A 13,674-nucleotide genomic window follows, 5' to 3' on the forward strand; every position below is an offset into this window, starting at 1 on the left:
TTGTGACACATCCTCTTTTTTCTACAGTCGTTAGAGTAGACTAGTTGGTGGTAATCACCAAATCTTTACCTTGTTTTAGTTGATCGTGAGTTATGAAGTAGCCATCGAGTTTTTCACCTCCATAGGTAATATTTGTTATCTTCTTACCTGTTCCTTCTTTCAGAATTGTAAATTTAGTATCCTTATCTAAGGTGAAAACAATCTTGTCGAAAAGCGGAACAGAGATAATATATTCAGCGTCTGCCGGAGAGAAAGTATAAAGACCAATCGCATTAAATACATACCATGCCGACATTTCGCCTGCATCGTCCATTCCCGATAAAGCTAAGCCTTCTTTACCCATACCATAAAAATGGTTCATGCAACTGTCTAGTATAGCTTGTGCTTTTTCTTGCTTGTCTACAAAATAGTACATATATGGTGCGCTATGATCGGGCTGATTGCCATGACAATATTGTCCTATAAAACCAGTTAGATTATGTGCTTCATACCCTTTCCACGGAATAGTGAAAAGAGAATCCAGCTTGGTCTCAAAGTCATCTTTGCTTTTATAGAGAGCTATTAATCCTTCGGGATCGTGTGGTGCAAAGAATGCCGACTGCCATCCATTTGCCTCACGATACATATATTCGTAGTATGGAAATTCGGGATCGAACTTTTTAATCCATTCTCCATTCTCGAGCCGTCCTCTCATTAATTCAGTAGAAGGATCGAACAGGTTTTTATAATTGCTTGTCCTTTTCATCAGCATTTCATAATTATCCTTGTCGTTCAGTTCCTTTGCTAAGAGGGCAACTGCATAATCATCGTACGAATATTCCTGTGTTTTTGTTACTGCAGCTTTAGCAACAGTTTCGAGTACAGGGTTTTCGAGATCCATCTCCGAAATCCATCCTTTTTCGATATACTCGGCCAGATGAGGTCTGCTGCCCGGTACAGTCGCATTTTTTAAAACCAGATTATAGGCACTGTTTATATCATACCCTCTCAGACCTCTTAAATATGATCCTGCCACAAAAGCCGAGGCATGATCACCATGGAAGAATGTCGGCATAAACCCTGTTTTTTCGCCTTTATCTGTTATCGAATTAATTACATCGACAGCTACGGTAGGGGATATCATTCCGAGTAGAACTAACTTATTCCTATAATCATCCCAAAATGAAGGATCGGTATAATATTGGAAACCTTTATTTACAACCTGACCCTTTACATCGGTGAAATCGCCATTGACATCACTGCGTAGAGCAGGCCAAAGGAAAGAACGATAAAGTGAAGAATAGAATAGTCCGCGTTGCTTTTCAGTACCACCCGATACTATTATTTTCGATAATAGATCTTCCCATGTATCAGTAGCTTCATCCCTTATCTCTGTGAAGCTTTTTTCGGCAATCTCTGCTTCAAGATTTGCTTTCGCATTCTCGATGCTTACAAACGAGAAGCCTATTTTCAATTCTAGTGGTTCAGGTTTTGCATTATCGATGAAATTAACGATGGAGATAACTTTTTTATCGTTTCGGAGTGAATCTATTTTTTCTATTTTGTGATTGGAGATTGCATAGAAATACATTTTCTCGCCAGTCTCCTGAAATCCTTTGAATATGTTTTCATTTTCTTGCGAGATACTCCAGTTTCTCACTCCTTCGTTAGATATGGAAAGGTCTGCAATAAGCTTCTTAGGTTGTCCTTCTTTGTATGTGTATTTGTGATATGCACATCGTAATGTTGAAGTTAATTCTGCATTTATATCATATCTTTCGAGGAATACTTGGTAATATCCCGGATGAGCAGATTCATTTTTGTGGCTGTATGCCGATTTATAATCGTCCGGTGCAAAAGTTCCGGTTGCCGGCATTAGTGGTATATGGCACAGGTTCCAATGCCCTTTATTGGTGTGAGTAAAAGCATAAATCACTGTATCCTCATATTGATAGCCCGAACCACTTCTGAATAGTGTGACAGGACTAACCTGAACCATCGCATTCGGAAGTGATGATCCGGGGAATACTTCGGCTCCCCATGCTCTGCGTGTAGGTTTATAACCAAGGTCTATACTGTCCCATAGGGTAGCAGTACCCAAAAAAGGATTAACATAATCAGTGAGTCGTTTCTCGACGGGAGATGAGCAGCTTGTTATGAGTACGAGCAAGCCAATCAGAATTGTGTTGATTTTATTCATAGCTATTAAATTAAATAAGGCAAAAGGTTAAATGCGTCTGTAAATATACGCTTTTATTTCATATGTGTCAACATATAAACATATGTATATGTTTCAAATACAATGTGATATGAAAATTATTTAATATCTTTAGCTTAAATAATCAATGCTTTACTACTCTTTTTGATATAATGCCTGAATTTCTTTTTCGCTGTTCAATTCTATATTTACAATCAGTTTTGTAGTTTCTTTTTTCTTCTTTTTGTCGGTATACGTGATCTGACGTTCGATCGGTAAAGTCATGAAATAGATATTCTTATTGTCTCGTATTACCTCCAGCGAATTCATATTTACAGTGTATGCAATAGATTTTATTTTTCGTGTTTTTAAATCAGATTCTATTGATTTAGTTATCGCCTCTTTCGTCGTGTTTTTTGCTCCGAAGAAATTGGTAAGAGTAGGAGCCATCTCTTTTTGCAGATCTTTATATTTATTTGAAGATAAAGTTTTGAAGAAATTAGTCAGTGTCTTTTTGATGCTGGCTAATTCTTCTCCTTCAATTGTTTTCATCTGGCTGAGGTAGTCATACCTTTCTTGTGCCAATGATCTGTATTCACCTGCAAAGTTTCCTAACTTTACATTTTCTATGTATGCGAGATAGCCTGCTGCTGTATTCTCATTACTGGTTGTTGCCCAACTGAGAGAATCCATTGTATGCCGTATCTCACGTTCATACGGAGTCTTTGGGTGGTCTGTAAGAAATGCGAAGAAAGCGTTTATATCTGTCGATTTTCTGAGTTTTGCCCACTCCTGACGCTCTTGTTCTCTAAGCTCTAGTATTTTTGCTTGTGCCATTGTACTAAACTGCCCTTCGGGATATTGCACCAGATATTTGGAATAGGCAAGAGGCGTATTTTTATCGATGCAGTCGTTCCAGAAAGCAGCTTCTTTGGCTTCGGCCTCTTTGTTTTGAACATACATATAGGCTCTTATCCCGCCAATAGAAATGAGGAGAATGAGGCCAATTAGTAGAAAGATGATTGATTTTTTATTGCTTTTACGTGGGATGGGATCCGTAGATTCTTCTTGGCTCGAGGGCCCTTCTGCATCTTTTATAGATTCCTCTTCTTTTATATCCTCTTCCACCTCTTTTGCGAAGGTTGTTTCTGAGATAGCATTATTTTCTATTTCTATGCTTACTGTTGAGAAATTAGTAACAACTTCAATGTCTTCCGCATTTTCTTCATCGGCAAACTGCGAAGCATGTGAGGTCAGTGCTATTTCTTGGCAATCGCGACAAAATGCTTCATCTTCTACTACATCTTTACCACAAAGGGGGCATTTATTCTCGGTCATAATTCGGGTTGTTTATACAAATGTACTTAAACATCTATTCTTTATGGGGGTATAACAATTATTTCTTACGTATGGTTTTGCATCCGACCTATTGTTTGGTCTAAAGTTCTCTATTTGTTTACTATATTTCTCTCGTCTCGTATTTATCTGTTTTAAATCAATGTTCAAAAGCAAATAATTTAATTACTTTTACACACCGAAAAATAAATACTTCTGACAGAATAACCATGAATGTCACAATGTTAAACTAGAAAAACAAGCTTTTATGTGACAAACTTTTTTTTCGGTCAGACGTTTTAAATATACACAATACTACAAACTTACATATTTTCTGAGAATAAATTATATTACTATAAAAATGAATGCACTAACTATCATCGAAAGATACTATAAAAAGGATTCTGAACTTCATAACATACTTATCAGTCATAGTACCGATGTAATGAATAAAGCTCTTGTAATTGCCGAAAAACACCCGGAGCTAAATATTGATACAGACTTTGTGAAAGAGGCTGCAATGTTACACGATATTGGAATATTTTTCACTTATGCCCCATCTATAAAATGCTTTGGAATAGCTCCTTATATGGCTCATGGCTATATGGGTAGTGAGTTGTTACATGAACTAGGTTATCCCGAACATGCTTTGGTGTGTGAACGCCATACGGGAGCAGGGCTATCTTTGCAGGAGATAATCGATAATAAATTGCCACTTCCTCATCGCGATATGATCCCGATAAGTATAGAAGAGCAAGTGATTTGTTTTTCTGACTGTTTTTTTTCGAAAACACATTTGGGCGAGGAGAAAACAATAGAACAAGTGAGAAATAGTCTGGCGAAATACGGGGAGCGTTCTCTGGCACAGTTTAATGAATGGTGCGAAAAGTTTTCATGAAATAAAAAAGCCTGCATCTGTGTAAATGCAAGCTTTCATTATTTTATGTCGGTTTATCTGACAATTATCTTTTGAGTAACCTTTCCTGCTTTTAATATATATAAGCCTTTAGGTAATTCTAGTTCACAGCCACCGAGACAGTTCTGTAAATTTTTACTCGTGACCTTCGAACCTAAAATGCTATATACTTCCAAATAGCCTTTTGTTGGTACATTCTGCAATTGGGTTCTGGTAGTACTATTTATCAAAATATCGAGATTCATAGTAATCTCTTTATTATCGACTGCCACAGCATCCTCTATCTCTATTGAGATGACAGAACCTTCGGCATCTACCGAAAGCGAACATCCTATAAATAGCAGTAAGCAGAATATTTTGTTAAATTGCACCATTATCACTTGTCTAATATTGGCAAATATATACAATCAAATATTATAAAAAGTATAAAGTAATAAAAAAATCAGGCCGGTTCACAATTTTTCACAGAGTCCCTCGTTGGCGAGTATTGTATTATCAAACAATTCTTTAGCTTCTTGTAGTAATATTCCGTTGTCTGTGTATCGGGCGGAGAAGTGTCCCAGCATAAGTTTTTTTACACCTGCCATTTTGGCTATTTGGGCTGCCTGCCTGGCTGTAGAGTGTCCTGTCTGTTTGGCACGGAATGCTTCTGCATCGGCAAATGTCGCCTCATGATACAATAGATCCACGCCCTCGATGATAGGGATGATTTTTTCATTATATGCCGTGTCAGAGCAATATGCATATGATTTAGAAGGCTCTGCGGGACGAGTTAATCTTTCATTTGGTACGATAGTTCCATCTTCTCTGATGAAATCTGCTCCTTTTTTTATTTTCGCTAATTCCTTGATCGGTATATTGTAGAATTTGATTTTATCTGTAATCAGGTGAGCCTCTTTGGGTTTTTCCTGAAATAGAAAACCTGCGCAGGGAATTCGATGTACAAGAGGAATTGTCTTTACAGTTATTGATCTGTCTTCGTATATCAATTCACTTGCTTGAGGATCAAAAGGTTCTATTTTTACGTCACACGGAATTTCTCGGCAGAAATAATCCAGCTGAGGTCGTAGAATAGTTTCGAGGTCGGCATGAGCATGTATTGTAATGTCACCTGTTCGGCCAAGTAAAGCTAATGTCGATATTAATCCTATCAGTCCGAAGCAATGATCGCCGTGCAGGTGCGAAATGAAGATGTGGTTTAAACGACCAAAGCGCAGTCGGCTGTGGCGAAATTGTAACTGGGTACCTTCTCCACAATCGATCATGAAAAGCTTCTCCCGTACATTCAAAACTTGTGATGTGGGGTTGTGCTGTAGAGTCGGAGTTGCCGATCCGCATCCTAGTATGTTCAGATCAAATCTTTCCATCTTTCCTTATTCGATATGTATCAGTTTATGTATCTGTAGGCTTAGTCTCCATTGCGGATTTGCCTTAACCAGTTCGACACAATAGTTTGCATTTTCGATATTTAGTTTATCTCCATCGAAAATTGGACTGAGAAAATAGTTATCGGCTTTCGGGAAGATAGAGATGTCAGGAAGTTTATCTCCTTTCTGAACAGGTATCCTTATTTCGTGAGCAAAAGGAATACGTGACTTGATAGTCTCATAGTCTTTTTTTGGGCTACATGTAATGTAATCTATCAATGATGGTACAGGTCTTGTCCCATTTGTTTCAATAGCTTGCTTATAGCCTTGTTCCCTAAACTTAGCAAGATGTTCATCTGTTAGTTGTATGGTCGGCTCGCCACCTGTCCAGATAATCCACTTGCATGGATATCGTTTTATTTCGTCTAAAATGTCATCAATACTCATATCGTCTCCGTTTGCAAAATCTGTATCGCAGAAACTGCAAGCCAGATTGCACTTCGTTAAACGAATAAATATGGAAGGTTCGCCATTGCGTCCACCTTCACCTTGAAGCGAGTAGAAAATCTCGTTAACAATCAGCTTCATAGATGGCAGATGTTTTAGGGGTTTCGCACACTTCTACTGCATACAGTTCGGGGATACTTTTTTTGAAAATATCGTATAAATGTTTTGCTATATTTTCGGCAGTCGGATTGAACGAAAATACATCATTCAGATGCCTATGGTCTAGTGTATTGTCAAGATAATCTTTTACGGTACTTAGTTCGCGATAATCCTTAATAAAGCCCGTATTGTCCAGCTGCTCTGCTTTCAGATGTACGGTGATTATATAATTGTGACCATGCAACCGCGAACAAGGATGATCTGCTGACAGGCCGTCCAGTATATGTGATGCGGAGAATGCGAATTGTTTACTTATTTTATACATAATGAATAATCAATCTAAATTTACTTCAAAAAATCGTCGAAGTAACGGGTTATATGTTCGTGTAAGTGAACTCTATCCACTCCCATCATATTGTGTTCGTGACCGGGATAGACAAAGAAGTCAGGATGAGTTCTGTTTTTAATTGATGACTTAAGAAATTGCATGCTGTGCTGCATTACTACAACAGGGTCTTCATCGCCGTGTATAAGCATAAGCCGGCCTTTCAGATCACCTGCTTTTTCGACCATGCTCGAATTCTTATAGCCTTCAGGGTTTTCTTTAGGAGAGTCCATATAGCGTTCGCCATACATTATTTCGTAATACTTCCAGTCAGTTACAGGCCCTCCGGCAACACCAACTTTAAATGTTTCAGGGTGGCGAAGCATCAGATTGAGGGTCATAAATCCCCCATAGCTCCAGCCATGCACTCCTATACGTTCGGTATCTACATAGGGCTGCGATTTGAGAAAATCTACACCTGTCATCTGATCTTCAGTTTCTATTATACCAAGCTGGCGGTGTGTTATATTTTCGAAGTCGTTACCTCTGTTTGATGTTCCTCTGTTATCTATCGTGAAAACTACGTAGCCTTTTTCTGCCATGTATATATCCCATCCACGAGCTTGTCCTAACCAAGAATTATCGACTAATTGAGAATGCGGGCCGCCATATACATATACAATGACAGGATATTTCTTTTGCGGATCGAAGTTTAACGGTTTAACCAGACGGTAATAGAGGTCAGTCTTCCCATCATTTGCTTTCAGTGAGCTAAGAGTTATTTCCGGTAACTGCATATTGCGATAAGGATTTTTAGCTTCGTGGAAAATGGAGGTTTTATTATTACCTGTTTCAGTCAAAGCTACTTTTCCCGCATTGTTTTGCGATGTGTAGATATCATAGATGTATTTACCCGATTCACTTAGTGTTGCAGAATGAACGCCCTCTTCTTTCGATAGCTGTTCTTTCTCACCATTCTTAAGATTTATCTTATAAATATGCTTTTCTATTGGGCTGGCTTCGGTGGAGCTATAGATAAGATTGTCGCCTTTTTCGTCAAAACCGATTATTGAGATTACATCCCATTTTCCGGAGGTGATTTGCTTGATCAGGGTGCCACTTGTATTATATAGATATAAATGGTTGAATCCGTCACGTTTACTTGCCCAGACGAATTTGTCGGAATCGTTTTTCAAAAATATGACAGGATTTTCGGGTTCAACATATTTCGGATGAATCTCTGTGAATAATGTCGATTTTAGGTTTCCTGTAAGTGCATCATAACTTTTTAGAATACACGTGTCTTGTCCTCTGTTTATTTCTGCAATATAAATAGATTTTCCGTCAGGACTCCATGTTATATTAGTCAGATATTTTTCTTTGGGAGTTCCTGTTTTGAGATAAACGGTTTTTTCTGTTTTCAGATCGTAAACACCGAGAGTTACTTGGTGGCTTTTCATTCCTGCCATCGGATATTTCAGGTCTTTCAGCTCTGCTACACGAGTAGATATGTCTACCAGCGGATAATCTGTAACCATCGTTTGATCCATTCGGTAAAAAGCCAAAGCATTTCCTTTGGGTGACCAGAATGTTCCTTTATGTATCCCAAATTCGTTGCGGTGAGCGGATTGTCCATTCACAATAGCTTTGTCGGTTTCTTTTGTTATGGGAAGCTCACGACCTTCTTTGGTTTGTATATATAGGTTATTATCTTTTGTGTATGCAAATATTCTCTTTTCGATAGAGAAATCTTTATTCTGCATTTCTTTTGTTATGGCATATTTTCCTGTCGTTTCTCCTGTAAGGATATTGAGTAAGTAGCTGTTGCTCGCGGTTGAAATGAGTATTTCATTCGATTTTCCGTACAAAGACGCTACATATCCGATGCTTTTTAGTTCAGCACTCTTTTCTAAGCCAAGCTTTTGATTAATAATCTCAAGAGTGATTAATGCTTGTGGCTTTTGATTTGTCTTTTGAGGTACAACAAATATCGAGTCACCTTTAGCATAAGTCAATTGATCTCCGTACCAATTTAGCTGACGGGGCATTTCGGCACGATACTTGTAGAATGATTTTCCGCCGGGAATGAGGTCTTCTAACGAAAGAGGAATGTCTTGGCTGTATGATTTCATTGGAAGTATGATGCTCAAAGCAAAAATAATGGAATTTATGATTCTCATGTCACGTTTGTTTTTGAAAGTGCAAATATAGTGATTTCTATGGTAAGAGCTTATTGGGTAGCTGTTATTAATGTGAAAACAAGAGAACATAACTGATTGTTGTTTGGCTCAAAAGAGTGTTTTTGGATATCAGAATCTTTAAATTAATCTTTTTTTAGAACAATTTAAGGTTTTTAAACGTTTTAGAAAATAAAAGCTATCTTTGTACGTTATTCTAATAAAGGCTATGATGTATATAGCGATAATGTATTGAAAATTTAGAATGAACATAATGAATAAGAATAATATAATAACTCTAACGTCTCTACTTCTGTTTGTGTTTGCTTTAATATCTTGTGGGGGTAATTCTTCCAAGTTTGAGGTGAAAGGCAAATTGGATAATGTAACAGAAGGATATTTTTATGCTGCCCGCGAAATAGGAGACTCGCTTTTAGTTGATACGGTGAGGATTAATGCAAAAGGAGAATTCTCTTTTTCAGGAACTGTGGATACGTTGACTTTTATGTCTTTATATTTCAATCAGAATACAAAAAGTACTTATATACTTGTAGATAAAGGTTGGACAGTAGAGCTGAAAGGGGATGTTTTGTTTCCTGATCTGATAAGTGTAAAAGGAGGATCTATAAATGATGATCTGACTTCGTTTAAAGAGCAAAATAAAGATATGCTGAAATCTCGTGTCGAAATTTTGAATGTTTTATCTGAAGCTGTTGAAAAAGATAGTGTAAGCGGAAAAAGTTTTGCCGAATTAAAGAATATAAATTTCACCCTGTCTAATATTGCTGCAAACTATGTGAAAGCAAATCCTGACAAGATAGCCAGTGTAATGCTCATCAATACATTTTTTAAAGATGAGACATCGATACCTCGTCTTGATGAAAATCTCGAATTGTTGAGAGGTGAAGCTGCCGTATTTCCTCTGACTCTCGATTTGAAACGTTATAGCGCGAAAATAAAGCAATCGACAGTGGGTACACCTGCCCCTAATTTCACATTAAAAGATCTGAAGGGGAAAGATGTAAGTCTTATCGATTACAGAGGTAAATATCTTTTATTATCATTTATATCTACCACATGCGAGGCGTGCGACAGTGAACGGAAAAATGCAGTGGAGGTTTATAATCAGTTGAAAAAAGACAAAAAGAATATTGATTTTGCTACAATAGTTATGGATACAGAGCTGGAGCCTATTTCGAAAAATTCTCTTGATTCTGTGAAGTGGACTCTGTTGCCCGATCATGGAGGATGGTCTGCTAAGACTGTTGAGCAATACTATATACGAGAAATTCCTTACAGTATATTAATATCTCCTACGGGAATTATATTGGAAAGGGATGTGTCTTTTTTAGACTTACCAAAGAAGCTGGATGATATTTTATCAGGCAAATCGAAATAAGGTAGACTGTTATTGAGATAATCCTTCTGTATTTTGCTATATTTGCCTTTTCTGATTAATTCTATAAATACAGCTAATGTTAGTAAAAGTTTTTGGTGCAGCAGTGCAAGGCATAGAGGCAACATTGATAACTATAGAAGTGAACTCTTCTAAAGGTATCAAGTTTATGCTTGTAGGCTTGCCCGATGCTTCAGTAAAAGAAAGCCATGAGCGTATTATATCTGCACTTCAGGTTAATAATTATAAAGTTCCTCGTCAACAAGTCGTAATAAATATGTCTCCTGCTGATATCAGAAAGGAAGGTACTGCTTATGATTTGCCATTGGCTATTGGTATTTTGGCGACGAGCGAGCAAATAAAGGCCGATAAACTCGGAGATTATCTTATTATGGGTGAGTTGTCGCTCGATGGTACTATACTGCCTATCAAGGGTGTGTTGCCGATTGCGATTAAAGCTCGTGAATTAGGATTTAGGGGAATTATACTTCCGAAGAAAAATGGTAGAGAAGCAGCTGTTGTAAATAATTTGGAAGTTTACGCAGTTGAAAATATATGTGAAGTGATCGATTTCTTCAATGAGAAGGTCTCATTAGAGCCTACTATTGTAGATACACGAGCTGAATTTGAACAATCACAACAAACTTTTGAATTTGATTTTTCAGATGTAAAGGGACAAGAGAATGTGAAACGTGCATTAGAGGTTGCAGCAGCCGGAGGACATAATCTTATAATGGTAGGGCCTCCCGGAGCAGGTAAATCTATGATGGCTAAACGTATTCCATCTATACTTCCACAATTCACATTGCATGAAGCTCTCGAAACAACAAAAATACACAGTGTAGCAGGCAGAATGGGAGCCGAGACGTCACTGATGACTCAACGCCCTTTTCGCAGTCCGCACCATACTATATCGGATGTGGCTTTAGTCGGAGGCGGAGCCTATCCTCAGCCCGGAGAAATAAGTCTGGCACATAATGGTGTGTTGTTTCTTGATGAACTGCCCGAATTTAGCCGGAATGTTTTAGAGGTAATGCGACAACCTTTAGAAGATCGTAAAATTAATATATCCCGTTCTAAATTCTCCGTGGAATATCCGGCAAGTTTTATGCTTGTGTCGTCTATGAATCCTTGTCCTTGCGGTTATTATAATCATCCGGACAAAGAGTGTGTATGTCCGAATGGGGCGGTACAGAAGTATCTCAATAAAATATCAGGACCGTTGCTTGATCGTATTGATATTCACATTGAAATAATTCCTGTTCCTTTCGAAAAAATATCGGATAAAAGACCGGGCGAAGCGAGTAATTCTATACGAGAACGTGTGGTAAAGGCTCGCGAAATTCAGGCTGTGCGATTCGATAAAGAAGATGGTGTGTATTCTAACGCACAGATGACTCCAAAACTTCTGGCAAAGTATGCTTCCCCCGATAGTGCAGGTTTGGAATTGCTGAAAACGGCAATGGATCGATTTAATTTATCGGCACGTGCTTATGACCGTATATTAAAAGTTTCCCGTACTATTGCGGATTTAGACTGTTCGGAAAATATTCTCTCAAAACATCTGGCGGAAGCAATTAATTACCGAAATTTGGACAGAGAAACCTGGGCAAACAAATTATAAGACATAATATTTACTAATATATAGCTATATGAAATTTACAGCTTTGAGTAATTCAATTTTTGAAAAATCAATAAGCAATTACCATACAACAGATAATGTAGATACTCCTATCAGTAATCCATATGAGGTTCAATCTATAGAATCACTTCTTTACCTTAAAAACTGGATAGATACCGTTCAATGGCATTTGGAAGATATAATTAGAGATCCACATATTGAACCATCGGAAGCTCTTAAAATAAAAAGGCGGATCGATAAATCTAATCAGGAAAGAACAGACTTAGTAGAACTAATAGATAGCTATTTTCTGGATAAATATAAGACTGTAAAAGTTTTGCCGGAGGCTAAAATCAATACAGAGAGCCCTGCATGGGCAGTGGATCGTCTATCTATTCTTGCACTTAAAATATATCATATGCAGCAAGAAGTGGATCGCCAAGATGTAGAGGAGAAGCATCATCAGGAATGTTTGAAAAAACTAAATATATTACTTGAACAACGAAAGGATTTATCTACAGCTATTGACGAATTGTTGCTGGATATTGAAAGCGGGAATAAATATATGAAAGTTTATAAGCAGATGAAGATGTACAATGATCCTGCATTAAATCCAATATTGTATGGGAAAAAATAATTTTTCATACTAATAAGCAGCACACATATATATAATACATGTCTCTATGGACTTAATTTCTTTTTATGGCTAAAATATTGGTAATAAGGTTGTCGTCTTTTGGTGATGTTGCAATGCTGGTACCGGTAATATATTCTGTTGCTACAAAGTACCCTCAAGACCGTTTCTCTGTAATGACCCGCAAGTCTTTTGCACCATTATTTGAGAATTTGGGTTTTAACGTAAATGTTATTCCATTTGATATAAATGGAAAGCATAAAGGTATCCGAGGGTTGCTACGGATGGCTAATAAATTGTATGTAATGGGATTTACTCACGTAGCCGATGAACATGATGTTTTACGTTCAAAAATAATAAGATTTATTATGCGAATTACAGGGCACAAAGTGGCCTGTATAGATAAAGGGCGTAAAGAAAAAGCTGAGACGATTGCTACAAAAAAGCTTGTACCACCTTTGAAAACTACGGTGCAGCGTTACTTGGATGTTTTTGATAAATTGGGTTTCCCTGCAGATATAACTTTCACTGATATACTTTATTTTGTTCCTCGCGAATTTTATAATCTTAAGGCGATTGCTACAGAGAAAAAAGGTAGATGGGTTGGTGTCGCTCCATTTGCAAAGCATAAAGGAAAGATTTACCCTTTAGAGAAAATGGAAAAAGTGGTTGAGATGCTTTCGAAAGAACCTGATACGACAATTTTCTTGCTGGGAGCGGGTAAAGAAGAGAGAGAAGTGTTGAATAAATGGGCTAGCACTTATCCTAATGTAATAGATACCTCTTGTAAGCTAAAGCTAGAGAATGAACTTTTGCTCATGTCGTATATGGATGTTGTTTTAACTATGGATTCAGCTAATATGCATTTAGCGTCGTTGGTTAAGACACCGGTAGTGTCGGTTTGGGGTGCAACACATCCTAATATGGGATTCTATGGCTTCGGTCAAGATCCAGACAATGCTGTTCAGATCGATCTGGAGTGTCGCCCTTGTTCAGTATATGGCGACCTACCTTGTCAGAGATTCGATTACGCATGCCTGGGGTACATCACGGAATCTATGATTATCGATAAGATACATAAGGTGCTGGATAAGCAGAAAGAGAAAAAAGACTGAGGATAT

12 protein-coding genes are annotated in these 13,674 nt (G+C 37.6%); 5 read left to right on the forward strand and 7 right to left on the reverse strand.

What is annotated here, in order from left to right:
* Positions 1-40: 40 nt before the first annotated feature.
* Entirely contained in the window at positions 41-2,179 is a 2,139-nt protein-coding gene (locus G7Y56_RS02345; RefSeq protein ID WP_165040763.1) for a GH92 family glycosyl hydrolase, read from the reverse strand.
* 153 nt (positions 2,180-2,332) lie between these two features.
* On the reverse strand, positions 2,333-3,514 hold the full coding sequence (locus tag G7Y56_RS02350; protein WP_165040765.1) for a hypothetical protein: 1,182 nt from the start codon (positions 3,512-3,514) through the stop codon (positions 2,333-2,335).
* A gap of 358 nt (positions 3,515-3,872) precedes the next feature.
* Here G7Y56_RS02350 and G7Y56_RS02355 point away from each other — a divergent pair, with 358 nt between their 5' ends.
* A complete protein-coding gene (locus G7Y56_RS02355; protein ID WP_165040767.1) occupies positions 3,873-4,409 on the forward strand; it encodes an HDIG domain-containing metalloprotein in 537 nt (178 codons plus the stop codon).
* A 53-nt stretch (positions 4,410-4,462) separates the two neighbouring features.
* On the opposite strand, the gene G7Y56_RS02360 is transcribed toward G7Y56_RS02355, so the two are convergent.
* The 5 genes from G7Y56_RS02360 to G7Y56_RS02380 form a co-directional block, all read right to left on the reverse strand.
* A complete protein-coding gene (locus G7Y56_RS02360) occupies positions 4,463-4,801 on the reverse strand; it encodes a T9SS type A sorting domain-containing protein (RefSeq protein WP_165040769.1) in 339 nt (112 codons plus the stop codon).
* 78 nt (positions 4,802-4,879) lie between these two features.
* Positions 4,880-5,794, reverse strand: coding sequence for a ribonuclease Z (locus tag G7Y56_RS02365; protein ID WP_165040771.1), 915 nt, complete (start codon positions 5,792-5,794; stop codon positions 4,880-4,882).
* 6 nt (positions 5,795-5,800) lie between these two features.
* Positions 5,801-6,382 carry a 7-carboxy-7-deazaguanine synthase QueE gene (locus G7Y56_RS02370; RefSeq protein ID WP_165040773.1) on the reverse strand — a complete coding sequence of 194 codons (582 nt, stop codon included), beginning with the start codon at positions 6,380-6,382 and terminating at the stop codon, positions 5,801-5,803.
* On the reverse strand, positions 6,366-6,725 hold the full coding sequence (queD, locus tag G7Y56_RS02375; protein WP_165022857.1) for a 6-carboxytetrahydropterin synthase QueD: 360 nt from the start codon (positions 6,723-6,725) through the stop codon (positions 6,366-6,368). The genes G7Y56_RS02370 and queD overlap by 17 nt, the downstream gene beginning before the upstream one ends.
* A gap of 20 nt (positions 6,726-6,745) precedes the next feature.
* Positions 6,746-8,905, reverse strand: a complete 2,160-nt coding sequence (locus tag G7Y56_RS02380; RefSeq protein WP_165040775.1) for a S9 family peptidase — start codon at positions 8,903-8,905, stop codon at positions 6,746-6,748.
* A 271-nt stretch (positions 8,906-9,176) separates the two neighbouring features.
* On the opposite strand from G7Y56_RS02380, the gene G7Y56_RS02385 reads away from it, so the two are divergent.
* From G7Y56_RS02385 to G7Y56_RS02400, 4 genes are all read left to right on the forward strand, one after another.
* Entirely contained in the window at positions 9,177-10,301 is a 1,125-nt protein-coding gene (locus tag G7Y56_RS02385; RefSeq protein WP_165040777.1) for a TlpA disulfide reductase family protein, read from the forward strand.
* A 76-nt stretch (positions 10,302-10,377) separates the two neighbouring features.
* Positions 10,378-11,922: a YifB family Mg chelatase-like AAA ATPase gene (locus tag G7Y56_RS02390; RefSeq protein WP_165040779.1), complete on the forward strand. Its 1,545-nt coding sequence runs from the start codon at positions 10,378-10,380 to the stop codon at positions 11,920-11,922.
* A 28-nt stretch (positions 11,923-11,950) separates the two neighbouring features.
* Positions 11,951-12,556, forward strand: coding sequence for a DUF4254 domain-containing protein (locus G7Y56_RS02395; protein ID WP_165040781.1), 606 nt, complete (start codon positions 11,951-11,953; stop codon positions 12,554-12,556).
* A gap of 65 nt (positions 12,557-12,621) precedes the next feature.
* On the forward strand, positions 12,622-13,668 hold the full coding sequence (locus tag G7Y56_RS02400; protein ID WP_165040783.1) for a glycosyltransferase family 9 protein: 1,047 nt from the start codon (positions 12,622-12,624) through the stop codon (positions 13,666-13,668).
* The last annotated feature ends 6 nt before the right edge of the window (positions 13,669-13,674 follow it).

It is taken from the genome of Dysgonomonas sp. ZJ709, from assembly GCF_011039195.1.
GTDB lineage: Bacteria > Bacteroidota > Bacteroidia > Bacteroidales > Dysgonomonadaceae > Dysgonomonas.